Source organism: Streptomyces cavernicola, assembly GCF_029968035.1.
Taxonomy (GTDB): Bacteria; Actinomycetota; Actinomycetes; order Streptomycetales; family Streptomycetaceae; genus Streptomyces; species Streptomyces cavernicola.
Genome location: NZ_JASCIQ010000027.1, coordinates 56,207 through 81,271, shown reverse-complemented (window position 1 = coordinate 81,271; position 25,065 = coordinate 56,207). Strand labels below are relative to the sequence as shown.

Genomic DNA, 25,065 nt, shown 5'->3' with positions numbered 1-25,065 from the left:
CCGAGCGCCGTGAAGCCCGGCGCGCCACACCCCGCACAGCGGGAAGAGGGCGCGCCGGGCTCTCGCCGTTCCAGGGCTCTCGCCGTTCCAGGCTCTCGCCGTTCCAGGACTTCCGGCCGACAGGCCTACCAGTGCCCACCAGCAGTGACCAGACCGATCAGTCGCGCCGTACGCGGTCGAACACGCTCGTGTCGAGCCGGGCGAGGAGGTCGGCGGGGTCCCGGTGCACCTCCACCGCACCGGCCTCGCGCAGGTCGGCGTGCGGGATGCCGCCGCAGAGGAGGCCGACGGGCCGTACCCCGGCCCGGGTCGCCGACTGCATGTCCCAGACCGAGTCGCCGACGAACACCGCCCCGCCGGCGTCGACTTCGGCCAGGTCGAGTGCGCGCCGCACCGGCTCGGGGGCGGGCTTGCCGTCGGCCACGTCGTCCGCGCTCGCCGTGCCCGCGATCGCGTCGTCCGCGTCGATCGCCCGCTTCAGGGCCGCCAGTTCGCTGCCGCCGGCCGAGGTGACGAGGATCGTGCGCCAGCCCCGGTCGGCCAGTTCGTTCAGCAGGTCGCCCGCGCCGTCCAGGGGCGCGAGCCGGTCCGCGTACGTGCCGTAGAGCGCCTTGTGCGCGGCGCTGATCTCCTCGTCCCGGCCCTTGTCCCGGTCCTCGCCGAGCAGGTGCGCGACTAGATCCTCGGAGGGCAGGCCGATCGCGCGGTGGACGGCGTGCGTGGACACCCGGTGCCCGGCCTGCCGGAACGCCTCCCACCAGCACGTCACATGAAGGTGGTTGGTGTCGACGAGGGTGCCGTCCACGTCGAAGAGCGCCGCGCACGGGACGTCCCGCCCGGCCGTCATGCGGAGCCCCTGAGACGCGGCAGGACCTCGGACCCGTAGAAGTCGAAGAAACCCTGCTGCTCGCCGCCGATCTGGCCGACGTACACCTCGTCGAAGCCGGCCTCCTCGTACGCGCGGACCGAGTACAGATGCTCGTCCACGTCGTTGCCGCACGTGATGGCCGAGCTGACCATGTCGTCGGTGACCAACTCGCTTGCCTGCTCGAAGTGTTGGGGTGTCGGCAGGAGTTGCCCCAGCTCGCCGGGGAGCAGCAGGTTGGGCCAGAGGCGGTGTGCGGTCTTGACGGCCTGGTCGCGGTCGCGGCCCCAGCAGACCTTGAGACCGCCGAGGACCGGTTTGCCGCCGCCGCCCGAGTCGCGGAACTGCTCGACGAGTTGAGCGTCGGGCGTCATGGTCACGAAGCCGTCCGCGATCCGCCCGGCCAGGGCCGCCGCCTGGGGGCCGAACGCCGACACGTAGAGGGGAGGCGGCTCGTCGGGGACCGTGTAGAGACGGGCGTTCTCCACCGTGTAGTGCTCCCCGCGGTGCGTGGTCATGCGGCCCGTGAGCAGCTGCCGCATGACCTGCATGGCCTCTTCCAGCATGCCGAATCGCAGGTCGGCGGCGGGCCAGGAGTCGCCCAGGACATGCTCGTTGAGCGCCTCACCGGTGCCCAGACCGAAGCGGAACCGCCCGTTCGTCAGCACTGCGGAGGTCGCGGCCGCCTGCGCGTTGAGCGCCGGATGCATCCGTACGGTCGGGCAGGTCACCAAGGTCGTCACCGGCAGCGAACTGACCTGGGAGAGGGCCCCGATCATCGACCACACGAACGGGCTCTGCCCCTGTTCGTCGCTCCAGGGGTGGTAGTGGTCCGAAATGGCGAGAGCGTCGAATCCGGCCGCTTCCGCCGCCTTTGCCTGGGCGAGGAGTTCGGCGGGACCGAACTCCTCGCTCGCCAGAAAGTATCCGTATGTGGTCGACGCGGTCATGGCGAACGCCGTCAGCCGCCGAGGGCCTTGCGGAGTTCAGCCTTGTTCATGGACGAGCGCCCCTCGATGTTGCGCCGCTGCGCCTCCTCGTACAACTGCTCCTTCGTACGCCCCTGCTTCCCGGTGTGCGAACGCTCGCCGCCCTTCTGGGAAGGGGATTTCGAACCCCTGGAGGAGCTCTTGCTCGCCGTCTTCGACTCCCCGGAACGCGCCCGTTCCTTGTTCACGGTCCGCGCCGCGATCTCCTCGGCCCGGCCTTCCGAGGCGCCGCGTTTCTGAGCGCCCTCCTTGATGTGCTCGTACTGCCGCTCCCGCTTGGCACTCGATCCTGCTGGCATGGCACGGCGCCCCTTTGCGCTGGTGGGTGAATGCTTCCTTGCGCTGGGTGTGGGCCTGGGCCCGAGTCCCCGCTGCTCTCCACCTCAAACCCGGACGATCGTGTGCCGCGACTGAAGGAGGCCCGATCGGGCTACGACCCTACGACCGGCTCAGGGCGGCTGCCGCCACCCGGAGGTCGGACACCAGGCCCGCGTACACCTCCTCGCGGTTCTCGCCGGCGCGCAGCACGGCAGCGGGGTGGATCGTCGCCACGACGCCCTTGGCGTCCAGGGCCTGGAGCTCGTCCGGCGGGTCCAGTACGGCGCCGCGCGCCTGGGTCACGCGGAAGCCGGACCCGTACAGGGCCTTGCCCGCGGTCGCCCCGAGAGCGACGATCAACTCCGGTTCGACCAGGCGGAGTTCGGCCGACAACCAGGGCCGGCAGGCGGCCAACTCGCGCAGTGTGGGCGGCTTGTGGATGCGCCGCTTGCCGCGCTCCTCGCTCAGGACGAACTTGAAGTGCTTCACCGCGTTCGTCACGTACGTCTCCGCCGGGTCGATCTCCGCCTCCGAACAGGCACGCATGAGCAGGTGCCCGGCGGGCCCGACGAACGGTTCGCCCCGGCGGTCCTCCTGGTCGCCGGGCTGCTCCCCGAGCAGGACCACGCGGGCGGAACGCCGCCCCTTGCCGAACACCGTCTGCGTGGCCTCGCGGAAGAGGGGACACCCCTCGCACCGGGCGGCCGCCTTGCGCAGCGCGTCGAGTCCGCCGCGCTCAGGGACGAAGGGCGTGGCGTCATAGGCGTCGGCATCGGCATCGGCATCGGCATCGGGTCCGGGCACGGGGGCTCCCTTCAGCACGTCCGGGTATCCCCAACGGCGCACGGCAAACGGCGCCCGCCTTTCCTCCCGGCGCACCGCACCCGTTTCAAGCCGCGAGAGCTCGGGCACCCGGCGGCATGAAGCGTGAACGGAGCCATGAACAGAGCCGCGAGCAGAGCCGTGAGCAGAGCGGTGAACAGAGCGGTGAGCAGCGCCGCGGACGAAGCATCGTCGTCACGGGAGCCACAGGAAACGTCGGCACCGCCGTCGTACGCGCCCTCGCGGCGGACGACCAGGTGTCCACGATCCTGGGCCTCGCCCGCCGGACGCCCCGCTGGGAGGTCCCCAAGACCCGGTGGCGGAGCGTCGACCTCGACGGGACGTCGGTCGAGCACCTCACCGGCCTCTTCCGCGGCGCCGACGCCGTCATCCATCTCGCCTGGCTGCTCCAGCCCGCACGCGATCCCCACGTCACCTGGCGCACCAACGCCCTGGGCACGGTCGCCGTCCTGGCGGCGGTCGCGGCCGCCGACGTGCCCGCGGTCGTCGTCGCGTCGTCCCTGGCCGCGTACGCCCCCGGCCCCAAACGCCCGCCCGTCCGCGAGGGCTGGCCCACGCACGGCCGGCCCGACGTGGCCTATTCCCGCGAGAAGGCCTACGTGGAACGGGTCCTCGACGCCTTCGAGGCGACGCACCCCGAGCGGCGCGTCGTACGCATGCGGCCCGGGTTCACCTTCCAGCGCACGGCGGCCATGGAGCAGCTCCGCCTCTTCGCCGGACCGTTCCTGCCCCACGGTCTGGTACGGCCCGAGCTGATTCCCGTCGTACCGGACATCGAGGGCCTGGCCTTCCAGGTGGTGCACGCGGACGACGTCGCCGAGGCCTACCGGCTCGCCGCACTGGACGACGACGTTCGCGGCGCCTTCAACCTGGCCGCGGAGCCGGTGATCGACGCGGGCGTGCTGGCCCGGCTGTTGGGCGCGCGGGCGTGGAAGGTGCCCCGGCAGGCCGCGCGAGCAGCCGCACGCGCCGCGTGGGCGGCCCATCTGGCCCCCGTTCCCCCGCAGTTGCTCGACGCCCTCCTCGACCTGCCCCTCCTGGACACGACCCGCGCCCGGGACCGCCTTGGCTGGACCCCGGAGCACACGGCGGACGACACACTCACCGAGTTCCTCGAGGCCCTGCGCAAGGGCGAGGGCCTCCGCACACCGCCACTCAAGCCGAGCGCGCTCCTCAGCTGAGAACGCTCCCGCGGAGCCCGGGAATTCGACCTACGTGTCGACGGTGCGGTCAGCCGTCCTGCCGCGGCCTGACGTCGGCCGGGTCGCGTCCCGTGCGTACCACCGCTTCGGCGATCAGCCGGAGTTTGACGTTCATGTGCTGGGAGGCGCGTACGAGCATGTCGAAGGCCTGCCTCGACGTGGTTCCGTGACGCTCCATGAGGATGCCGCAGGCTTCGCCGATCGCCTGCCGTGAGGCGACGGCCGCCTCCAGGGTCTCCTGCACGCGGGCGCTGGCGAGTGCCACGGAGGCGTGCGCGGCGAAGATCTCGGCCAGCTCCTCGGCGGTGCCGTCGAAGGCCTCGGGCCGGGTCCCGTAGAGGTTGAGGGAGCAGGACAGTCCGGCCGATGAGGTCACGGGCAGCACGAGCATCGAGCCCGCCCCGAGGCCGTGCGCGCGCTCGGCGAAGCGCGGCCAGCGGGGCTCGGCCGCCAGGTCGGGGATGCGTACGAGGGGGTGGCCGGCCGAGACGTCCAGGGTGGGGCCTTCGCCGAGCTCCAGCTGGGCGCGGTCGCAGAGGTGCACCCACTCCGCGGTGGACGCGGGGATCTCGGCGGCCCCCTTGGCCCGCTGCAGCAGGGCGCCGGCCCCGTCGCACCCGTCCACGGCCCAGCGGACCGCCTCGACGACCTCGGTGAGGGTCTGTTCCCAACTGCCCTTCTCGTGCAGCTGTTGCGCCAGGTCGGCGAGCATCCGTGCCAGCTTGATCGCTGCCTCGTCCACGGCGCCGCTCCATGCCTAGCCGATGCTTTGTGCTGATGCTTTGTGCCAGCTAAACACGGGTGCGGGCGGAGGGCGCGTGGGGAAGCCGGCTGCAGTCCGGCCGCCCCCGCTGGCCCGGCGGCTGTCAGCCGAACCACCGGGTTGACCTCGGTTACCCGCGCTGACGCGCCCTACGCCCGCAGCCTCGAAAAGCCGACCGCCCGCAGGTTTCAGACTCCGGCGAGGAGCCCCCTGCGGAGCTGAGCGCACGTCGACCTCAGGAGGCGGGACACCTGCATCTGCGAGACGCCGACCGCCTCGGCGATCTGCGACTGGGTGAGCTCCCGGAAGAAGCGCAGGTAGAGGATGCGCTGTTGACGCTCGGGCAGGTCGGCGAGGAGCGGCTTGAGCGATTCACGGTCGACCACGAGGTCGAAGGCGTGGTCGTCGTCGCCCAGGACGTCGGTGAGGCTGGAGCCGGCGATGCCGGGGGTGGGGGCGTCGAGGGAGGCGGCCCTGTACGCGTCGTGCGCCGCCATGCCGGCGGCCGCCTCGCTCTCGGTCAGACCGGCCTGCTCGGCGACCTCTCCGGGGGTGGGGGTGCGGCTGGGATCGGCCTGGTCCAGCTCCACGATGGCCAGATACGTCTTGGTGTGCAGCTCCTGGAAGCGGCGCGGCACGTGCAGGCTCCACAGGTGGTCGCGGAAGTGGCGCTTGAGCTCCCCGACCATCGTGGGGATCGCGAAGGAGGCGAAGGCGTGGCCACGCTCGGGGTCGTAGTGGTCGACCGCCTTGACCAGCCCGAGCGCGGCGACCTGGAAGAGGTCCTCACCGCTCTCCCCACGGTGACGGAAGCGGCGCGTCACCCGCTCGGCCACCGGTATCCAGGCCCGGATGATCTCCTCTCGTACGGCGGAGCGCTCGGGCCCGTCCGGCAGGCGGGTCAGCCTGCGGAACGCGGAAGCGGTGTCAGGTGTGTCGTCGTGACGCGCGTGGGCGCGCTTCCTCGGGGAGCGGCTCTGGAGGGGCTCCCGGGAGTCGCGGTCGGTTCGCATGAGGGCTCCCGCGCCTTCTCGGAGGGGCTGACAGATGTCCGCCGCGGGAGCCGGCCAGCAGGCGCCGCCGCCGGGAAGAGCGGCCCGCGGCGTGCCTCTGGCCCGAAGCACACTTCCACGATAGCGCCGCTCCGGTGCCCGGACCTGTGCGCTGCGGGGCCGGACGTACGTGCCCCGGGGAGGCCGGGTTTCCAGCTCGTCCGCGCCGGTTACCCGCACATCCTCGGCGGCGGCGCGAGCCGCGCCTCGTGGAGGTGGAGGAGATGGCACGCCCGATATGGAGCGGAGCGCTCACCTTCGGTCTGGTCTCGCTGCCGGTCCGGCTTCACAGCGCGACGGAGAGCCACACGATCCGCTTCAGGCAGCTGGAGCGGGGCACCTCGGACCGTATCCGCAACAAGCACGTGAACGAGCGCACCGGCGCAGAGGTGGCGGCCGAGGACATGGTCAAGGGCCTGGAGACGGACGGCACGTACGTCGTCGTCGAGCCGGACGAACTGGACGAGATCGCGCCCGGCCGCTCCAGGACGCTGGAGATCGACGGCTTCGTCGATCTGGACGAGGTCGACCCGATCTACTTCGACCGGACCTACTGGCTCGCGCCCAAGGGCGAGGAGTACGCGAAGACGTACGCGCTGCTCCACGAGGCCTTGTCCCGCACCAACCGCGCGGGGATCGCCACCTTCGTGATGCGCAACCGTGAGTACCTCGTCGCGGTGAAGGCCGAGGCGGACGTCCTGGCCGTCCACACCCTGCACTGGGCGGACGAGATCCGGGACCCGAAGGAGGAGCTCTCGCCGGTCCCCGGCAAGCGCCGCCTGCCCGAGAAAGAGCTGAAGACGGCGGTGAAACTGGTCGAGACCCTCGACATGGAGTGGCACCCCGAGGAGTACCGGGACACCTATCGCGAGCGCGTCCTGGAGCTGGTCGAGGCGAAGGCCAAGGGAGAGACGTACGAGAAGGCCGAGCAGCCCCCGCAGGCCACCGACGTGGTCGACCTGATGGACGCACTGCAGCGAAGCGTCGACGAGGCGGGGGAGCGGAGGGGGCGGGGTGGCAAGGGCAGAGGCAAGGGGAGCAAGGGGCGGAAGAAGCCCGAGGGCGGTCTGGAGGAGCTCAACAAGAAGCAGCTCTACGAACGTGCCGCGCACGCCGGCGTCCCCGGGCGCTCCACGATGAACCGCGACGAACTCATCGAGGCACTCGGCAAAGCATCGTGACCCCGGCCGAAGGCCGAGCCCCGCGGGACCGACCGCAGAGCCGGCATGCCACCCGGCCCTCACGCCAGGGCGACCACCCCCAGGCGTTTGCCTGCCGGAAATGTGAGGCATGAGACAGGAAAGACGTGTTTCGGACCGGAGGCACATCCGTGGGAGCGGCGACGCAGGTCGTCGTGCGGACACCCCCGCCCGACACGAGATCGCGCTCCCCACTGACCCTTCGAGGGAGTTGCGACCGCCATGCGCACCCAAGCGAGCGAGCGCCACCAGCACGATGACGCCCCCGACACCGGTGAGGCGTTCAGAAAGCTCGCCGCCCTGCCGCCGGGCCACTCGCGCGACCTGCTGCGCGAGGAGATCGTCGAGGCCTGGTTGCCGATGGCCGAAAGGCTCGCAGGACGTTTCCGCAACCGTGGGGAGAGCAGTGAGGACCTCTGCCAGGTCGCAGCACTCGGACTGGTCAAGGCGGTGGACCGCTACGACCCCGGCCGGGGCTACGCCTTCGAGAGCTACGCCGTGCCCACCGTCACCGGCGAGCTCAAGCGGCACTTCCGGGACCACATGTGGGACCTGCATGTGCCGCGCCGCGTGCAGAACCTGCGCAACCGCGTACGGGCGGCCTGCCAGGACCTGTCCTGCAGCGTCGCCGACCACCTGCCCAGCGTCGGCGAGATCTCCGCGTACGCCCAGCTCAGCGAGGAGGACGTACGGACGGGGCTGGAGGCGCTGGAGAGTTTCAGCGCGCTGTCCCTCGACGCCGAGGCGCCCGGTCTCACGGACGGTCCGGCCCTGGGTGACACCCTCGGCGAGCCGGACCCCGCCTTCGACACCGCAGTGGAGCGCGAGGCGGTCAAACCCCGCCTCCGGGCCCTGCCCGAGCGGGAACGGACCATCCTCTACATGCGGTACTTCAAGGACATGACCCAGAGCCGCATCGCAGAGCAGCTCGGGATCTCGCAGATGCAGGTCTCGCGTCTGCTCAGCCGCTGCTGCCACCGGCTTCGCGACGAGGTCCTCCAGGACGCCGCGTAGCGACCCTCACCTTTCCCACCCCCATCCCACCGCACCCCTCTGCCGGACAGAAAACGCCCATGCACCCCAAGCCACTGCGCATGCTGATCCTCGACCACCCCAGAGTGCGGCTGCTCCTTCACCCCGCAGCCGCCCTGACCCACGCCACCGGCCACCCGCACCGCCGCCGCGCCCCGTCCCAGGACCAGAAACCGGACTTGGCGGGCCCTCGTGAGAAGGGCACGGACTGACAGTCCACCCCGCCGGCACGGCCCGGCGCTCACCCCGCTGAGCTGGGGTCCTTGCGCTGGTTGGCGTTGAAGCGGGCCTTCTTCTGACGGTTCCCGCAGGTGTTCATGTCGCACCATCTGCGGGTGCGGCTGCGACTGGTGTCGAAGAAGGCCGCCTGACAGGTCGGCGAGGCGCACAGGGCCAGCTTTCCGTCTCGCTCGCCCGAGATGACGCTGATCGCGTCGGCGGCGATCACGCCGAGGGCGTCCTCCAGGCGGGAAGCCGAACCGAGCCGCCACTCCCGCCCGCCCTCGGCGGTGAGGATCGCTGCGCCCCGACCCTGGGCGCTGCGGTCGTTGATGACCTGGACTGCAGCCGCGGGAATCGGGTCCTGGAGCGCGGCCGCCGTCGCGGCGGCGTGGATCGACTCCCGTAGTTCACGGGCGAGTTCGAGCTGGGCCGGGGTGCAGGAGTCCACGGCCAGGCCGTACACCGCCAGCCAGTCGATGAGCCGCTGCGGGGTCGGAATGCGCTCCACGGCGTTGCCGTGCCGCTCCGAAAGAGTCCCCGTGAAGCTGGTCGCCAGCACAGTGCCGAGGCGGAAGTCAGGAAAGCCGGAACGCATGGAACCACCATAGCTGGTTGCGGCGTGGCTCCGAGGGCTGCTAGAACCGTCATTGCCGGTTCGCGTTGGGTCGTAGCCGGTTCCGCGATGGTCAGGAGGTCCCATGCCCCGCCGCAGCAGCGACGTGTACGCGTTTGAAGCCCACGCCACCGACGCCGACCTCGACGATCTGCGCGCGAGACTGGCCGCGGCGCGGCTGCCGGAGGCGGAGACGGTCCATGGCGCGGAGCCCGGCCCGCGCCGATGGGGGCAGGGCGTTCCGCTCGCCGACCTCGTCGACGTCGTGGACTACTGGCGCACCGGGTACGACTGGCGGGCGTTCGAGGAACGCCTCAAGGCGATCGGCCAGTTCCGTACGACCGTCGACGGCCTGGGCATTCACTTCCTGCACCGCCGATCCGCGCGCGCGGACGCCACCCCGCTGATCCTGACGCACGGCTGGCCGGGCAGCGTCGCCGAGTTCGTCGACGTGGTGGACGAGCTGGCCGATCCGAAAGCCGCGGACAGCCCGGCGTTCCATGTCGTGGCCCCGTCGCTGCCCGGCTTCGGCTACAGCGACAAGCCGACCACCACCGGCTGGGGAACTGAAAAAATCGCCGCCGCCTGGGTGGAACTGATGGGGCGGCTCGGCTACAGCGAATTCGCGGCCCACGGCGGCGACTGGGGCGGCAATATCACCACGGTTCTCGGCGGCAGATTCCCGGAGCACGTTCTCGGCGTGCACACACTCTTCGCGGAGGCCCCGCCCGGGTTGCCGACGGACGGGCTGACGGCGGCCGAGCGCAAATGGACCGAAGAAACCCGCGACTTCTGGCGTCACCGCGCGGCCTACGCGAAGCAGCAGGCGACCCGGCCGCAGACCATCGGCTACTCGCTCGTCGACTCACCGGTCGGCCTGCTCGCCTGGATCCTCGACAAGTTCGCCGAGTGGTCGGACACCGAGGACAGCCCGTTCGAGCGGATTTCCAGAGACCGGATTCTCGACGACGTCACCCTGTACTGGCTGACACGGACCGGCGCATCGGCGGCCCGTATCTATTACGAGAGCCACAACTCCCTCGACCCGGAACTTCGGGTCGACGTCCCGGCGGCGATCACCATGTACCCCCGCGACATCGAGAAGTGCCCGCGCCCCTGGGCGCAGGAGCGGTACCGAAAGATCGTCCGATGGCGGTCGCCCGAAACAGGGGGACATTTCCCGTCCCTTGAGGTTCCCGAGTATTTCGTCAAGGACCTGCAAGAGGGCCTCGCGGCCGTCCTTGACGCCCGTAAGTGAAAGCGTCCGGGTGTCGGATCAGGCGAGCAGCGACACCGCCATGGCGATCAGGCCGACCGCGAACAGCAGCGTCACCACGATGATCAGGACGATCGGCAAGGGCCCCCAACCCCTGCGCAGCTCCGGCTGCGGATACGAAATTCCTGCGGAGGTGCCCGCCTCGCCCGGTGGGGTCTCACCAGGGGGAACTGTGCCGCCCGCATCGCGCCCTTGAATGCGATCAGGTTCGGAGTCAGGCCCGTTCATGACGCACTCTCCTCTCACGGCTCCTGCCTGCCGAGTACCCACCGAGACGGAATCCCACGAGCGGAGAGACGCTCTCGGCCGACCGCAGTCATCCGTGTTCGTACACGCTCTCGGCGTGCGGCTTTCTTTTGGAAGTCGGACGATGAAATCAATGAGCGGAGTTGCCGTGATCAAGGAAAACCCATCCCCGGCTGCAGACGATCTCGTCGTGCTGAGCAACGTCAACAAACACTTCGGCGAGCTCCATGTCCTCCAGAACATCGACCTGACCATCGCCCGGGGCGAAGTCGTCGTCGTCATCGGGCCGTCCGGGGGCGGGAAGTCCACGCTGTGCCGCGCCATCAACCGCCTGGAGACCATCGATTCCGGTGAGATCGTCATCGACGGAAAGCCCCTTCCCGCCGAAGGACGCGAGCTCGCCGCCCTGCGCGCCGACGTCGGAATGGTCTTCCAGTCCTTCAACCTCTTCGCGCACAAATCCGTGCTGCACAACGTGACCCTCGGCCAGGTCAGAGTCCGCAAGAAGGAGAAGAAGGAGGCGGAGGAGAGAGCCCGCAGCCTTCTCGACCGGGTGGGTGTCGCCTCCCAGGCGGAGAAATACCCGGCGCAGCTCTCCGGCGGCCAGCAGCAGCGCGTCGCGATCGCCCGCGCCCTCGCCATGGACCCGAAGATCATGCTCTTCGACGAGCCGACCTCCGCGCTCGACCCCGAGATGATCAACGAAGTGCTCGAAGTGATGCGGCAGCTCGCCCATGACGGAATGACCATGGTGGTCGTCACCCACGAAATGGGATTCGCCCGTTCGGCCGCCAACCGCGTGGTGTTCATGGCGGACGGCCGCATCGTGGAAGAGACGACGCCCGCCCGGTTCTTCAGCAATCCGAGCAGCGAGCGGGCCAAAGACTTTCTCTCGAAAATCCTGCACCACTGACCCGGGGGCCTTGAGCACTAGGAACGATCACCATGAAGCTTCACAAAGTCACCGTCGCGGCCGCCGCCTCGCTCGTGCTCTCTCTGACCGCCGTCGGCTGCGGCTCGGACGACAGCGACAACACGAGCTCCAGCTCCGGCGACGAGAAGATCACCATCGGCATCAAGTTCGACCAGCCCGGCGTCGGCCTGAAGACCCCCGACGGCAAGTACACGGGCTTCGACGTAGACGTGGCCACGTACGTCGCCAAGGAGCTCGGGCACGATCCCGGCGACATCGAGTGGAAGGAAGCCAAGAGCGCCGACCGCGAGACGCTCCTCCAGCGCGGCGACGTCGACTTCATCGCCGCCTCGTACTCGATCACCCCCGAGCGCGAGAAGAAGGTCGACTTCGCGGGCCCCTACCTCCTCGCCCACCAGGACGTCCTGATCCGGGCCGACGACGACACCATCAAGAAGCCCGAGGACCTCAACAACAAGAAGCTCTGCTCGGTCACCGGCTCCACCTCGGCGCAGAACGTCAAGGACAAGATCGCGCCCAAGGCCCAACTGCAGGAGTACGGCGGCTACTCGGAGTGCCTGACGGGTCTGGAGAACAAGGTCATCGACGCCCTCACCACCGATGACTCGATCCTCGCCGGCTATGCCGCGCAGCCCGAGTTCAAGGGCAAGTTCAAGCTCGGCGGCTTCAAGCTGAGCAACGAGAACTACGGCATCGGCGTCCAGAAGGGCAGCGACCTCAAGGACCAGATCAACACCGCCCTGCAGAAGATGGTCAAGGACGGCTCCTGGGACGCGGCCGTAGAGAAGAACTTCGGCCCGGCCAACTACAAGAACGAGCCCGCACCGAAGATCGGCGTCGTCGTCAACTGACGCCGGTGCACCACGGCGCGCCGCTTTTCGTGAGCGGCGCGCCTCGCCCTTCTCTTCCGCGGAAGGCCGACCGTGTTCGACTTTCTCGAGGGTTACGACCTCCTCGCCGCCTTCTGGGTGACCGTGCAGCTCACCCTCTACTCGGCCATCGGCTCCCTCGTCTGGGGAACGGTGCTGGCCGCCATGCGCGTCAGCCCCGTGCCCCTGATGCGGGGCTTCGGCACCGCCTACGTCAACATCGTCCGGAACATCCCGCTCACCGTGGTCATCGTCTTCACGTCGCTCGGCCTGTTCCAGACGCTCGGCGTCACCCTCGGCGCCAAGGACTTCACGACGATCAACTTCCGGCTCGCCGTGCTCGGACTGACCGCCTACACCTCCTCGTTCGTCTGCGAGGCGCTCCGCTCCGGCATCAACACGGTGCCCGTCGGCCAGACCGAGGCGGCGCGCGCGATCGGCCTGAACTTCCCGCAGGTGCTGCGGCTCATCGTCCTTCCCCAGGCGTTCCGTTCCGTGGTGGGGCCGCTGGCGAGCGTGCTGATCGCGCTGACCAAGAACACCACCGTGGCCGCCGCGATCGGCGTCGCGGAGGCGGCGGCGCTGATGCGGGTGATGATCGAGAACGAGGCCCAACTCATCCTGATCTCCGTCATCTTCGCGTTCGGATTCATCTGCCTCACCCTCCCGACCGGACTGTTCCTCGGCTGGGTGAGCAAGAAGGTGTCGGTGCGGCGATGAGCTCGCAATCCGTCCTGTACGACGTCCCGGGGCCGCGCGCCAAGCGGCGCAACGTGCTGCTCACGGTGGTGTTCGTGGTGGCGCTCGCCGCGTTGATCTGGTGGGTGCTGCAGAGCCTCGCCGACAAGAACCAGCTGGAATGGGTCAAGTGGCGGCCCTTCTTCACGGACTCCCGCGCCTGGTACACGTACCTCCTGCCCGGACTGAAGAACACGCTCATCGCCGCGTCCCTCGCCATGGCCATCGCGCTGCCGCTCGGGGCGGTGGCCGGTATCGCCCGGCTCTCCGACCACTGGTGGGTGCGGGGTTCGGCCGGTCTCGTCGTGGAGTTCTTCCGCGCGATCCCGGTGCTGATCCTGATGCTGTTCGCGAACGCGGCGTACTCCGAGTTCACCGACATCAGCCCCGACAGCCGGCCGCTGTACGCGGTGGTCACCGGCCTCGTCCTCTACAACGCCTCCGTGCTCGCGGAGATCGTACGAGCCGGAATCCTGTCCCTCCCCCGTGGGCAGAGCGACGCGGCCAAGGCGATCGGCATGCGCAAGAGCCAGGTCATGCGCCATGTGCTGCTGCCGCAGTCGGTCACCGCGATGCTCCCGGCGATCGTCAGCCAGCTGGTCGTCATCGTGAAGGACACGGCCCTCGGCGGCGCGCTGCTCGGCTTCTCCGAACTCCTCGCGTCGGTCCGCCCGATGAGCGCGAACTACGGCGCGAACACCATCGCCAGCTTCACCGTGGTCGCGGTGGTCTTCGTCGTACTGAACTTCGCACTCACGTCCTTCGCGAGCTGGCTGGAAGGCCGGCTGAGGCGCGGGAAGAGAACCACCGGCGCGGTGGTCGGCGCGGACGCGGTCGACGAGCTGGCGACACCGGGCGAGCATGTGAGCCGCGACGACCTCGGGGGAGGGGGCCGGACCAGCGCGTCCAGTGAGTGACTGCCGGATGCAGTGCTGTGTCACCACACGGCTCAGGGCTCACGGCTCGGGGTGAAACCTCAAATCGCCCTCTGAACGTCCCTGTTGGTGGATTCGGCAGTGGCTGCATGGGTCACTACGCCTGTACGGGCGGACTCGGTCACGGGGAGGGGAGTCGGCGATGGTGATCTTTCTGGCGCTGCTCTATTACGTAGTCATCGGCGGCTCGATCATCCGGTTGCTCGTACCGGTGCTCAGGGCTGCTCGTCCGTCGGGCTCGTCCGCCACCGGGCGTCTGCTCGACCCGTTGGAGGCGGCGTTCCTCGCGGGCGGCCCCGGCCGGGTCGCGGACACCGTCCTGACGGCCATGCATGCCGATGGCCTGATCACGGTCGTCAGGCCAGGCCTGGTCGGCGTGGGGCGGGGGGTGGCGCGCCACCCGGTGGAGCAGGCGGTACTCGACGCGCACGCCGTGGCGCCGAGCAGCGCCCTGGAGTGGGTGCGGGTCGGTGTGATGCGCAGCCCGGCCGTGCAGACGCTCGGGGACGGGCTCGCCGAGCGCGGGCTCCTGATGCGGCCGGCCGTGCAGGAGGCACGGCGGCGTTGGGCGGAGTGGCAGATGCTGCTGTCGTTCGGGGCGGGCCCGCTGGCGGTCGTCCTGACGTTCGTCCAGTTCTCGCAGGCCGACAGGGGCGGTTTCGGGCTGCCGTTCGTCGTGTTGGTGCTTCCTGCCTGTCTGGCCGGGTTCTTCGGGGGCCGGGGATATCTGGAGGTGTTCGGCGGTCGCAGCACCGGCGCGGGCAGGAGGGCGCTTCGCGGGTTCCGCAGCCGGGCCGACTGGAACGACCCGGCTCACCTGGTGGCGTACTTCGGCCCCGGGAGCGCGCCGGACCCGTTGATGCGCGAGCAGTTGGAGGTGTCCGGCAGGATGCGGGTCGCGGGTGCGGGCGCTGGTGCCGGTGCCGTTGCCGGTAGTGCTGTGTTGGTCGGCGACGCGGGTCTGGCGTGGTGCGGCGGCGGTGACGGCTCGTCCTGCGGTGGGTCGTCGTGCGGCAGCTCGTCGTGGGGTGGTTCGTCGTGGGGTGGTTCGTCCGGCGGGGCGGGAGGCGGGTGGTCCTGGGACTTCTCGGGCGGCGGTTCGTCGTGCGGAGGGTCCTCCGGCGGCTCCAGCTGCGGCAGCAGTTCCTGACTGACGGTGCCGAGGCACCCGCTTCGCTGTGTCAGTCCCCTGCCCCGTCGTGGCGAGAAAGGCCGCCGCTCAGGCGGTCTTGATCGCTCCGCCGTCGATGACGTGGTCCGCGCCGGTGGTCGCGGCGGCGAGCGGTGAGGCGAGGTAGGTGACGAGCGCGGCGACCTCGTCCGGTTCGACGAGTCGGTCGATCAGCATGCCCATCGCCGTCGGCAGACCGGCGAGCAGGTCGGCCTGCGGAATGCCCATGGATGCGGCCAACTCGGCGCCGTAGCCGGTCGGACTCTCCCACATGTCCGTGCGGACCGGACCCGGCGAGACGGTGTTCACCCGCACTCCCCTCGGGCCGAACTCGTGGACGAGGGCCTTGCCGAACGCGGTCAGTGCGGCCTTGGCCGTCGTATAGGCGATGGGTCCGCCGTGCGGGACGCGTGCGCCGATGGAGGACACGTTGACGATCGCACCGCGCACCGCAAGGAGGGCGGGCAGGGCCGCGCGTGTGACGCGGACGGCCGTGAAGAAGTTCAGGTCCACCGTTTGTTCCCACTGCGCGTTCGTCACGTCGAGGAAACCGCCGCTCAGGCTGCCGTCACCCCCGTCACCGCCGCCGACGTTGTTGACCAGGATGTCGATGCCGCCCAACTCGGCCACGGCCTGGTCGACAAGCCGCTCGGCCCCGGCGGGATCGGACAGGTCCACCGCCACCGGATGGGCGCCGGCCGCCTTCAGTTCCGCGGTGGGGGTACGCGCTGCCGCGACGACCCGGACCCCCTCGTCGGTCAGGGCCCGGACCACGGCCAGCCCGATGCCGCGGCTTGCGCCCGTGACCAGTGCGGTCTTGCCGTTCAGCTGCAGATCCATGGTTCCCCTCCACCAACAAAGCGCTTCCAACAAAGTGCTTCCAACAAAGTGCTTCCAACAAAGTGCTTCTTGCTCGTTGCATGGAACGTAGAACATGCAACATCAGTGTTGCAAGTTCAGGGTGAGTTGATACGTGGATGTATCCTCGGGGAGTCGTCCCGCCGAAGCAGAAGGACCCGTACCCCCATGGCGCTGCCTGCCTCCGCCAAGCCGCTCCGCTCCGATGCCGAGCGGACGGTCCGCGCGATTCTCGAAGCGGCCGAGCGGGTGCTGTCCGCGAACCCGGCGGCGCCGATGGAGCAGATCGCCGAGGCCGCCGGGGTCGCCCGGACCACCGTGCACCGGCGGTTCGCCTCGCGGGAGGCGCTGATCGCGGCACTGGCCGCGTGGGCGACACAGCGGTTCCACGACGCCGTCGAAGCGGCCCGGCCGGACACCACCCCGCCCGCCGTCGCGCTCTACCAGGTCACTGCGAACGTCCTACACGTGAAGATCGGATGGCGGTACGCCATGGGCGCGCTCCCCACCGATTCGCCCGAGGTCGCGCGTGTGCACGCCGCGGTCCTTGCCCAGTGCGAGCGCCTGTTCACCCGCCTCCGCGACGCCGGCCTGCTGCGGCCCGACACCGACCTGGACTGGGCGCGGCGCGTGTACTACGCGCTCATCCACGAAGCGGCGGCCGAGTCACCGGACACGGACGCCGCCGTGGACGCCCTCGCCACGCGGGTGGTCGACACACTCCTGCGCGGCATCGGCGTCCTGGCCGGGCGCTGACACCGCGGCGCGTACTTGACCGTCCTCGTCGAGGTGGATGAGGGAGGCGAAGACGCCGATCGGAGTCACGTTCGCGATCGTGTTCGCGGTCGTGTTCTGGGGCTTGTTCGTCGTCGTGTTCGTCGTCATGTCGAGGCGTCCCTTCTGAAGTGGGCAGTCACACGCTGGAGTTGGGGGTTCCCAACCGTCGGGCGGCGCTGGCGGGCGGGCGGCGATCAGCCCAGGGGAGTGTGAGCTCAAGAGCGCGGGACACCTGGAGCAGGAGGTCCTCCCGCCATGGCGCGGCGACGAGTTGGACACCCACGGGCAGACCGGTGGCGTCGTCGTGGTGCACGGGCAGCGAGACGGCCGGTTGCCCGGTCACGTTGAACAGCGAGGTGAACACGGCCAGCGGATAGCTCCTCCGTACGGGAGCCAGCGGGTCGGGGGCGGAGGCGGCGGCGTCGGATGTGCGCCAGAAGCCGACGGGCGGCGGCAGGCACGCCATCGTGGGCGTGACCAGCAGGTCGAAGCTGCCGACGAAGCCCTCGACCACGCGCCGCGACAGGTGTTGGGTGCGGTGTACGGCCTGTGCGTAGGACCAGGAGCCGACGGCGTGCGCCGCCTCGCGCAGGGCTCGGTTGTGCGGCTCGACGCGGTCCGGGTCCGTGAGTGGGACGCCCGCGGCGGCGATGTTCCAGATGGTCGTGAACGTCTCGATCAGCTCGTCCGTCGGCGGCAGCGGCAGAGGTACGTCCACCACGTGGTGGCCCGCGGCTTCGAGCGCGCGCAGCGTCGTGTCGACCGCCGCCAGGCACGCCGGGTCCACGTCCATCCCGGCGATCGGCGGGTCGACGAGCACCCCGATCCGCAGCCCGGCCGGCGGGGCCGTCGTGAGCGCGTCCACGAAGGGGCGCCGCGGGGCCGGGGGCGACCACCACGCGGCGGGATCGTGGCGGGCGAGCACGTCGAGCGCGGCCGCCGAGTCGGCCACCGTGCGGGTCAGTACGCCGTTGACGCCCAGGCCCTCGCACTCGACGACGGCGTCGGTGACCAGACCGCGGGTGGGCTTGAGCCCGACGAGGCCGTTGCACGACGCCGGGACGCGGATCGAGCCACCGCCGTCGGCCGCGTGCGCGATCGGCGCCATCCCGGAGGCCACGGCAACGCCCGCACCGCTCGACGAACCGCCCGGAGTGCGGTCCGGGTCCCACGGGTTGCGGGTGATGCCGAGGGCCGGACTCTCGGTGAAGGGCACGCTGCCGAACTCGGAGGTGGTGGTCTTGCCGAGCGGCACGAAACCGGCGTCCACGAACCGGTGCACCACCGGGGCCGACGCCGCCGCCGGGGCCCGGTCGGTGGCGGCGCTCCCGTAGGTCGTGGGCCAACCGGCCACATCGGCAAGGTCCTTGACCGGCAGCGGGACGCCGTGGAAGGGCGGCAGGTCCTCGACCGAGCCGGCCCGCACCACCGCATCGGCTGCCGCGGCGGCGGCCTTGCGTACGTCGTCGTCGGCCCGGTGGCAGAACGCGTTGAGTCCGGGGTCGAGCGCGTCCATCCGCGCGAGACAGCCGTCGACGATCTCGACCGGGCTGATCTCCTTGCGGCGTACGGCTGCGGCGAGCTCGACCGCCGACGTGAACGGGTCGATCGGATTGCGCATCACGAACTGTCCTTCCCTGTACGGGTGTTGGGCTGGCTGCCAGTGTTCGCGCGGCCCCCGGGCCGGGTCTTGGACAAATGTCCCGACGGCGTACGCGTCCATCGGGGCGGGCTCGTAGCCTGGGGCCATGCCCTACGCGGAGTCGGCTCGTGCTGACGCCGCGGCGAGGTGGGACATCGCCACCCCGTCGCGGCTCCGCCGGTTGCCTGGGGTCGCCATGGCCGGATTCCGGGACCGAAGCACGGACCTCCTCGACCTTCAGGTGGTCCCGTACCCGGCCGTCACCCTCGTCGTCGACCTCGGCGACGGGCTGCTCGTGGACGACGTGAGCGGCCGGACGCAGCGAGGCAGCGCCGTGCTCGGCCTCGCGCCCGGCAGCGTCCGGGTGCGCGGCCGGGACATCGACGGCCTGCAGATCCGCCTTTCACCGCTGGTCGCGCACGCGGTCCTCGGCGGATTCCCGGAGTCCGGTGACAGGGTGGTCGGCCTCGACGACCTCTGGGGCCGCGACGCCACGCGTACCCAGGAGCGGTTGCGCGCCGCCGCGTCGTGGGAGGACCGGTTCGCGATCGCGCAGGCCGCGCTCGTACGGGGCCACGACGCAGGCCGGGCGGTGGATCCGGAGGTCGGCCACGTCTGGCGGCGGATGGTGACCGGCCGAGGACAGGTGCGGGTCGAGCCGCTCGCGGCCGAGGTCGGGTGGAGCCGCAAGCGGCTGTGGGCCCGCTTCCGGTCCCAGATCGGCCTCACCCCCGAGCGCGCGGCGCAGCTGGTCCGCTTCGACCACGTCGCCCACCGCCTCGCCGCAGGCCACAGCGCAGCGCGGGTGGCGGCGGAGAGCGGCTACGTCGACCAGTCCCACCTCCACCGCGACGTCGTGGCCTTCGCGGGCGTGACCCCCAGGGCCGTCGCGACCGCGCCCTGGCTCGCGGTCGACGACGTCGCGTGGGCGAATCCGGTGAGTCCGGTGAGTCCGGCGAACCCGGTGAGTCCGGTGAGTCCGGTGAGTCCGGTGAGTCCGGTGAGTCCGGCGCGTCAGGGCCTGGGCCATTCCGGAACGCGCGCCTGAGACGTCAACGGCCTCGGCGATCAGGAGAACCCGCGGGGCGGTGCGTCGTACGGACCGGTCGTGCGGCGGTTCGCGTGCGTCGTACGGACCGGTCGTGCGTTATTGGCTCTGGCTATAACCGTGGCAACATATTCGTCGTTGTCGGCGACGTGAATTGTCGATGAAGTGAGTGCAGCGCAGCACTCGTCAGGGAGGACGAGGCTGTCGAGGGAGGCTCACATGGCATCACCCGAAATCGCCACGCCGCCGGCGTCGCCGGTGCCCGTCCGCCCGGATCGCAGGGCCTGGGGCATTGTCATTCTGCTTTTTGTTTTCTTCACCCTGAATTTCGCGGACAAAGCGGCGGTAGGCCTCGCGTCACCGCAGATTCGCCGGGATCTCGGCCTCAGCGCCGGAGAATTCGGCCTCGTCGGCAGCTCGTTCTTCTGGCTGTTCGCCGTCGGCGCGGTGGGGCTCTCGGCCGCCATGCGCTGGATCTCCTACAAGTGGGCGGCGGCCTTCCTGATGGTCACCTGGGTCGCCAGCATGCTGCCGCTCACGATGCCCACCACCTTCGGGGTGCTCCTCGCGTCCCGGGTGGCGCTCGGCTTCTTCGAAGGGCCTGCGCACGCCCTGTGCCAGAGCGTCGTCGCCGATCGCTTTCCGAAAGAGAAGCGCGCGTTCGCCGGGGCCGTCGTGAACGCGGGCTCCTCGGTGGGCCCGCTGATCTCCGCGCCGATCCTGACCTGGGTCATCGTCACGCACTCCTGGCACACGGCATTCCTCGCCCTGATCGTCGTCGGCCTCGCCTGGCTGCTCGTCTGGGTGTGCTACGTAGAACGCCAGCCGCTGCGGAAGAGGCCGGCGGCCGCCCGACGAGCCGACGCCGAAGCGGACCCGAACGGCCACATCGACGTCCCCTTCCGCGCGCTGCTGCGGCTCCCCAGCTTCTGGGGGCTCAGCCTGCTGTCGTTCGCGGGCTACCTCATCACCTCGCTGAAGGTCGCCTGGCTGCCCGCGTTCCTCGGCGAGGGGCTCGGCTACGCGCCGACCACCGTCGGCTGGCTGGTCACCGTGCCCTACGCCACCGCGGTCGTCGTCCTCCTCGGCTCCGGGTTCCTGTCCGGCAGGCTGCTCGCGCGCGGCTGGAGCTCCCGGGCCGCGCGCAGCTACTTCAGCGCCGCGCTGATCGTCTTCGCCGGCCTGAGCATGATCGCGTTCACCCTGGTCGGGCCGGGGCCGCTGCAGCTGGCCCTGGTGATCTGCACCTTCTCGATCAACAGCGTCGCGTTCTCCGTGGCCTTCGCCGGCGCGTCCGACTTCCTCCCGCAGCGCCAGCGCACCGCGTTCTTCGGGTGCGTCATCGCCGTCTACAGCGTCGCGGGGATCGTCGCACCGTACGTCCTGGGGCTCGTCGTCGAAGCCGGGGCGACGGTCTCCGAGGGCTACGCGAACGGGTTCCTGCTCGTCGGCGTCGCCATCTGCGTGTGCGCGGCGATCGGCGGGCGCCTGCTGAACCCGGAGGCGGCCCGCCGGACGCTGGAGTCCGAGACGCTCCGCCTGCGGTCCGCGGCGACCACCGGGAGGACGTCGTGACCGAAGCGACAGCCGCACCCGCAGAGGTGTCAGAAGCCGCAGCGATCGCAGCAACGGAAACGACCGAAGTGACGACCGCACCGGCAGAGGTGCCGGCGACCGAAGGACCGCTGACCGGAGTCCGGGTGATCGACCTCGGCCAGTACATCGCCGCCCCCGGCGCCGGTCAGCAACTCGCCGATCTGGGCGCGGAGGTGCTCAAGGTGGAGAGCCTCACGGGCGATCAGGCACGGTCCGTGGGCCCCTTCGGCGCCGCCATGCTGCACGCCAACAACCGGGGCAAGCGCAGCCTCGCCATCGACCTGCGGCGCCCCGAAGGGCTGCGCATCCTCGACGAGCTGTGCGCGGAGTCGGACGTACTGCTGCACAACTTCCGCAACGGCTCCGCCGAGCGGCTCGGGATCGGGCCGGAGCAGACGCGCGTCCGCCACCCCCACCTCGTCTACGGCTTCGTCAGCGGGTTCGGCAGCCGAGGTCCGTCGGCGGGGCGGGCCGGCCTCGACATCGCGGCCCAGGCCGAGTTCGGGATCATGCACACCACGGGCGACGCCGACGGCGAACCGCAGCGCGTGGGCTTCACGGTCGCCGACGTCCTGGCGGCGAACGCCCTGGCCACCGGGGTGCTCGCCGCGCTCTTGCGGCGGGCGCGGACCGGCGCGGGCGGCGTGGTCGAGACCTCCCTGATGGAGGCGGTCGTCTCCGCCCAGGCCACCCAGTGGACGGACTACCGCCTCTCCGGGCAGCCGCCCCGGCGGACGGGCAACGGCCAGCCCGCTGTGGCCCCCGCCGCGGATCTCGTGCGGACCGTCGACGGCGCCGTCGTGATCTCCGCGTACACCGCCGCCAAGTGGGCCGACCTCTGCTCGGTGATCGGCCGGCCCGAGCTCACGGCAGACCCGCGCTTCGTGGACAACGCGGCGAGGGTCGCGAACCGGGCGGCGCTCAAGCAGGTACTCGACTCGGTCCTCGGCCGGCTCACCCGCGACGAGGCCATCGCGCTGCTGGCCTCGCGCGGCATCGTCTGCGGCTCGGTGCGGTCGTTCGACGAGTTCGTGAAGGACGCCGACCTGGCCGCGTCCGGACTGGTCGTCGCCCTCGACGAGCCGGGACTCGACGCCCCGGGCACCGCCTTCCGGGTCGACGGCACCGCCCGTGGCCGGACCACGGCCGCACCCCGCCTCGGCGCCCACACCCGCGACGTGCTGCGCGAACTGGGGCGCGGCGAGGACGAGATCGACCGGCTCGTCGACGACGGCGTCGTCGCCCTGCCGAAGCGACCCTGACCGTCCCCGCGACGACGACCACGACCGCAACCGCAACCGCGGCTACGACTACGCCCGCGACCACGAGAAACACCGTGACCGCGACCAAGACCAAGCCCTCCGACCAAGACCAACCTCTCTGAGGAGACCCCATGACCGTGACGGCGGATCGCCCTGCCCTGGCGACGACCGACTTCGACACGTATCTGCGTACGATCGCCGCGTTCACCGACGACGAACTCATCCCGGCCGAGCCGGACATGGTCGCCGCCGGGCAGGTGCCGGACGCGCTCGTGCAGCGCATGGCCGAACTCGGCCTGTTCGGCATCTCGATCCCGCGGGCCTACGGCGGGCTCGGCTGGACCATGGAACAACAGGTGCTCCTGACGTACGAGTTCACCAGGGCGTCCTGCGTCTACCGCTCCCGTTTCTCGACCGTGATCGGGCTCTGCTCGCAGGCGATCCTCGACCACGGCACGGAGGAGCAGCGTCGCGAGATGCTGCTGGCGATGGCGGCCGGCCGGCGGGTCACCTCGTTCGCGCTGACCGAGCCGGAGGCCGGCTCCGATGCCACCAACGTGCAGACCGTCGCCCGACGCACCGGGGACGGCTGGGTCATCGACGGAATGAAGCGCTACATCACCAACGCCCACTGGGCGGACACCCTGCTCGTGTTCGCGCGTACGGACGACGGCGGCTTCGCGCGTACGGACGACGGCAGCGCCGAAGCCGCCGAAGCCGCTGAGATCTCCGCGTTCATCGTCGACACGTCCTTGCCCGGCGTCTCGACCCGCATCCCGGACCTGATGAACGGTCACGCCGAGGGCCCCGTCGCCGAGATCGACCTCGAATCGGTGGCCGTGCCCGCGGACCGGCTGCTCGGCGGCACACCGGGGACCGGGCTCAAGGCGGCGATGCGCGGCATCAACCACGCCCGGCTCCACGTCGCCGCGACCTGCGTCGGACAGGCGACGCGGATGCTGGAGGAGACCACCCGGCACGTCACCGGGCGCCGTCAGTTCGGCGCCCCGCTCGCCGACCTCGGCGTCGTGCAGGCTGAACTCGGCCGCTGCTACGCCGAGTTGGAGGCCGGGCGGGCCCTCGCCCTGGACGCCGCGCGTGCCTTCGACACCGGGGCCGTGCCCCGGCAGCGCATCTCGGCGGCCAAGCTGTACTGCTCGGAGATGGTCGGCCGGGTCGCCGACCGCTGCGTGCAACTCCTCGGCGGCGAGGGCATCGTCGGCCCGCACCCCGTCCCCCGGATGTGGCGCGACGTCCGGACGCTGCGCATCTACGAGGGCGCGTCCGCGGTCCACGAGCGGAACCTGGGCCGTGCCACGGTCAAGTCCGTCGCCGCGGAGGGAGTCCTTCCGGACAGCTACCGCGTACGTTGAGCCCGGTCCGCGTACGTTGAGCCTGGTCCGCCGAGCCGCGACGGAACCAGGGCGTTCCGGGAGCCTGTGTCCGAGGAGAGACGATGGAGCTGCGCCAACTCGAGTACTTCCTGGCCGTGGTCGAGCACGAGGGCCTGAACCGGGCCGCGCAGCACCTGTACGTCTCCCAGCCCACGCTCTCCCAGGCCGTCCAGTCCCTTGAGCGCGAGCTCGGCGTGACCCTTTTCCACCGGGCCGCGCGGCGCAACCTCGTCCTGACGTCCGCGGGGACGCTCCTGGTCCCGAAGGCGCGGGCGATCCTGGAGGGCGTCGTGGCCGCGCGGGACACGATGAGCCGGGCCCGTGCCCTGAAGGCCGGCTCCGTGTCGATCGGCACGATGCCGGAGATGTCCAGCGACGCGGTCGCCTCCTGGATCACGTCGTTCCGGGCCCGGCACCCGGACGTACGCCTGGACATCGCCGAGGTCCCCGGGGTCCGGGCGCTGTGCGGCGAGGTCGAAGCGGGTCGGTGCGAGCTCGGCTTCACCACCCTGCCGGTCCCCACGGAGGGCCTGGACTTCGTCGAACTCGGCGTGCAGCGCATGCTGTTGGTGATGCCGCCGGGGTCTCCGGCCCCGGCGGGGGGACGGCTGCCGCTCGACGCCGTCGGCGAGCTGCCCCTGACGGTCTGCGCACCGGCCCAGCGTGAGAACGACCGGGTCGGTTCCGCGCTGCGGGACGTCGGCGTCGAACCGAGGCTGATCGCGAGCATGCCCAACCGGCACGCCCAGCTCACGCTCGTGCTCGGCGGGGGCGTGCACGCCTTCCTGCCGCTGCGGATGGCGGTGCAGGCGCGGAGGCTCGGGGCCGTCGTGGTGGAGACGGATCCGGTGGTGTCGGCGCCGTTCGGGATCGTCCACCGCCGCGCGGCCCTGAGCCCGGCGGCGGAGGAGGTGGTACGCCGGTGCAGGGCGACCCTCGACAGCTGGTACGCCGCCATCGAACGCCGCCAGGCCGAGGGCGCGAGCCTCCTGGACGCCGCGGACGCCGCGTACGACGACGTGCACCGGCCGATCGGCACCGAGCCGCGACCGGTCAACGACGCCTGAGCCAGGGCCGGTCGACTTCCGGCGGGCGTGCAGGGTCCGCTGCCAGGCGAGTGCGGTGCGCCCGTTCACTGCTCATCCCACGCCGGAACGCGACGGTGCTGCAGGCCATCCCGAGGACGACGAGACCGAGGACGACGAGACCGGCGGCGCGGCG

Annotated in this window: 26 protein-coding genes; 16 read left to right on the top strand and 10 right to left on the bottom strand. The window is 70.7% G+C overall.

From position 1 onward, the window contains the following. Positions 1–157: 157 nt before the first annotated feature. The 4 genes from QIS96_RS24325 to QIS96_RS24310 form a co-directional block, all read right to left on the bottom strand. On the bottom strand, positions 158–847 hold the full coding sequence (locus QIS96_RS24325; RefSeq protein ID WP_282544855.1) for an HAD family hydrolase: 690 nt from the start codon (positions 845–847) through the stop codon (positions 158–160). Continuing rightward, positions 844–1,815 (bottom strand): TIGR03557 family F420-dependent LLM class oxidoreductase, encoded by a 972-nt coding sequence (locus QIS96_RS24320; protein ID WP_282544854.1) that lies wholly within the window; start codon positions 1,813–1,815, stop codon positions 844–846. The genes QIS96_RS24325 and QIS96_RS24320 overlap by 4 nt, the downstream gene beginning before the upstream one ends. 11 nt (positions 1,816–1,826) lie before the next feature. After that, complete coding sequence (locus QIS96_RS24315; RefSeq protein WP_282544853.1) at positions 1,827–2,153, bottom strand: plasmid stabilization protein; 327 nt, start codon at positions 2,151–2,153, stop codon at positions 1,827–1,829. A 139-nt stretch (positions 2,154–2,292) separates the two neighbouring features. Continuing rightward, entirely contained in the window at positions 2,293–2,976 is a 684-nt protein-coding gene (locus QIS96_RS24310) for a UdgX family uracil-DNA binding protein (protein ID WP_282544852.1), read from the bottom strand. Positions 2,977–3,092: 116 nt separating this feature from the next. On the opposite strand from QIS96_RS24310, the gene QIS96_RS24305 reads away from it, so the two are divergent. Beyond that, positions 3,093–4,196, top strand: coding sequence for an NAD-dependent epimerase/dehydratase family protein (locus tag QIS96_RS24305; protein WP_282544851.1), 1,104 nt, complete (start codon positions 3,093–3,095; stop codon positions 4,194–4,196). Positions 4,197–4,245: 49 nt separating this feature from the next. On the opposite strand, the gene QIS96_RS24300 is transcribed toward QIS96_RS24305, so the two are convergent. Together QIS96_RS24300 and QIS96_RS24295 are read right to left on the bottom strand one after the other, a co-directional pair. Further along, a complete protein-coding gene (locus QIS96_RS24300; protein WP_282544850.1) occupies positions 4,246–4,959 on the bottom strand; it encodes a GAF and ANTAR domain-containing protein in 714 nt (237 codons plus the stop codon). A gap of 209 nt (positions 4,960–5,168) precedes the next feature. Next, positions 5,169–5,993, bottom strand: a complete 825-nt coding sequence (locus QIS96_RS24295; protein WP_282544849.1) for a SigB/SigF/SigG family RNA polymerase sigma factor — start codon at positions 5,991–5,993, stop codon at positions 5,169–5,171. 263 nt (positions 5,994–6,256) lie between these two features. On the opposite strand from QIS96_RS24295, the gene ku reads away from it, so the two are divergent. The 3 genes from ku (at position 6,257) to QIS96_RS24280 (ending at position 8,475) form a co-directional block, all read left to right on the top strand. Further along, positions 6,257–7,213: a non-homologous end joining protein Ku gene (gene ku, locus QIS96_RS24290; RefSeq protein WP_282544848.1), complete on the top strand. Its 957-nt coding sequence runs from the start codon at positions 6,257–6,259 to the stop codon at positions 7,211–7,213. Positions 7,214–7,453: 240 nt separating this feature from the next. Continuing rightward, complete coding sequence (locus QIS96_RS24285) at positions 7,454–8,245, top strand: SigB/SigF/SigG family RNA polymerase sigma factor (protein WP_282544847.1); 792 nt, start codon at positions 7,454–7,456, stop codon at positions 8,243–8,245. 59 nt (positions 8,246–8,304) lie between these two features. Beyond that, the gene (locus tag QIS96_RS24280; RefSeq protein ID WP_282544846.1) at positions 8,305–8,475 is read left to right on the top strand and encodes a hypothetical protein; all 171 of its coding nucleotides are present in this window, start codon (positions 8,305–8,307) and stop codon (positions 8,473–8,475) included. Positions 8,476–8,504: 29 nt separating this feature from the next. On the opposite strand, the gene QIS96_RS24275 is transcribed toward QIS96_RS24280, so the two are convergent. Then, on the bottom strand, positions 8,505–9,080 hold the full coding sequence (locus QIS96_RS24275; protein ID WP_282544845.1) for a CGNR zinc finger domain-containing protein: 576 nt from the start codon (positions 9,078–9,080) through the stop codon (positions 8,505–8,507). A 103-nt stretch (positions 9,081–9,183) separates the two neighbouring features. Here QIS96_RS24275 and QIS96_RS24270 point away from each other — a divergent pair, with 103 nt between their 5' ends. Then, positions 9,184–10,356: an epoxide hydrolase family protein gene (locus QIS96_RS24270; RefSeq protein WP_282544844.1), complete on the top strand. Its 1,173-nt coding sequence runs from the start codon at positions 9,184–9,186 to the stop codon at positions 10,354–10,356. 18 nt (positions 10,357–10,374) lie between these two features. Here the strand turns inward: QIS96_RS24270 and QIS96_RS24265 are convergent, their stop codons facing one another. Then, on the bottom strand, positions 10,375–10,602 hold the full coding sequence (locus QIS96_RS24265) for a DUF6480 family protein (protein ID WP_282544843.1): 228 nt from the start codon (positions 10,600–10,602) through the stop codon (positions 10,375–10,377). 151 nt (positions 10,603–10,753) lie between these two features. Between QIS96_RS24265 and QIS96_RS24260 the strand changes: the two genes are divergently transcribed. From QIS96_RS24260 to QIS96_RS24240, 5 genes are all read left to right on the top strand, one after another. Next, positions 10,754–11,533 carry an amino acid ABC transporter ATP-binding protein gene (locus tag QIS96_RS24260; RefSeq protein ID WP_282544842.1) on the top strand — a complete coding sequence of 260 codons (780 nt, stop codon included), beginning with the start codon at positions 10,754–10,756 and terminating at the stop codon, positions 11,531–11,533. A 32-nt stretch (positions 11,534–11,565) separates the two neighbouring features. Next, positions 11,566–12,405, top strand: coding sequence for a glutamate ABC transporter substrate-binding protein (locus QIS96_RS24255; RefSeq protein ID WP_282544841.1), 840 nt, complete (start codon positions 11,566–11,568; stop codon positions 12,403–12,405). 72 nt (positions 12,406–12,477) lie between these two features. Next, positions 12,478–13,143, top strand: a complete 666-nt coding sequence (locus QIS96_RS24250; protein ID WP_282544840.1) for an amino acid ABC transporter permease — start codon at positions 12,478–12,480, stop codon at positions 13,141–13,143. Then, complete coding sequence (locus QIS96_RS24245) at positions 13,140–14,078, top strand: amino acid ABC transporter permease (protein ID WP_282544839.1); 939 nt, start codon at positions 13,140–13,142, stop codon at positions 14,076–14,078. Before QIS96_RS24250 ends, QIS96_RS24245 begins: the two co-directional genes overlap by 4 nt. A gap of 160 nt (positions 14,079–14,238) precedes the next feature. Next, positions 14,239–15,246, top strand: coding sequence for a TIGR04222 domain-containing membrane protein (locus QIS96_RS24240; protein ID WP_282544838.1), 1,008 nt, complete (start codon positions 14,239–14,241; stop codon positions 15,244–15,246). Between the two features lie 69 nt (positions 15,247–15,315). Here QIS96_RS24240 and QIS96_RS24235 read toward each other — a convergent pair whose 3' ends face one another. Continuing rightward, a complete protein-coding gene (locus QIS96_RS24235; RefSeq protein ID WP_282544837.1) occupies positions 15,316–16,107 on the bottom strand; it encodes an SDR family NAD(P)-dependent oxidoreductase in 792 nt (263 codons plus the stop codon). 186 nt (positions 16,108–16,293) lie between these two features. On the opposite strand from QIS96_RS24235, the gene QIS96_RS24230 reads away from it, so the two are divergent. Continuing rightward, complete coding sequence (locus QIS96_RS24230) at positions 16,294–16,881, top strand: TetR/AcrR family transcriptional regulator (protein ID WP_282544836.1); 588 nt, start codon at positions 16,294–16,296, stop codon at positions 16,879–16,881. Positions 16,882–17,038: 157 nt separating this feature from the next. Here the strand turns inward: QIS96_RS24230 and QIS96_RS24225 are convergent, their stop codons facing one another. Beyond that, positions 17,039–18,523, bottom strand: coding sequence for an amidase (locus tag QIS96_RS24225; RefSeq protein ID WP_282544835.1), 1,485 nt, complete (start codon positions 18,521–18,523; stop codon positions 17,039–17,041). 127 nt (positions 18,524–18,650) lie between these two features. Here QIS96_RS24225 and QIS96_RS24220 point away from each other — a divergent pair, with 127 nt between their 5' ends. The 5 genes from QIS96_RS24220 (at position 18,651) to QIS96_RS24200 (ending at position 24,911) form a co-directional block, all read left to right on the top strand. After that, positions 18,651–19,592 (top strand): AraC family transcriptional regulator, encoded by a 942-nt coding sequence (locus tag QIS96_RS24220; protein WP_282544834.1) that lies wholly within the window; start codon positions 18,651–18,653, stop codon positions 19,590–19,592. 219 nt (positions 19,593–19,811) lie between these two features. After that, positions 19,812–21,167, top strand: a complete 1,356-nt coding sequence (locus QIS96_RS24215; RefSeq protein ID WP_282544833.1) for an MFS transporter — start codon at positions 19,812–19,814, stop codon at positions 21,165–21,167. Positions 21,168–21,235: 68 nt separating this feature from the next. Continuing rightward, on the top strand, positions 21,236–22,450 hold the full coding sequence (locus tag QIS96_RS24210) for a CaiB/BaiF CoA transferase family protein (protein ID WP_282544832.1): 1,215 nt from the start codon (positions 21,236–21,238) through the stop codon (positions 22,448–22,450). A 131-nt stretch (positions 22,451–22,581) separates the two neighbouring features. Further along, positions 22,582–23,823, top strand: a complete 1,242-nt coding sequence (locus QIS96_RS24205) for an acyl-CoA dehydrogenase family protein (RefSeq protein ID WP_282544831.1) — start codon at positions 22,582–22,584, stop codon at positions 23,821–23,823. A gap of 83 nt (positions 23,824–23,906) precedes the next feature. Next, on the top strand, positions 23,907–24,911 hold the full coding sequence (locus QIS96_RS24200) for a LysR family transcriptional regulator (RefSeq protein WP_282544830.1): 1,005 nt from the start codon (positions 23,907–23,909) through the stop codon (positions 24,909–24,911). Positions 24,912–25,065: the final 154 nt, after the last annotated feature.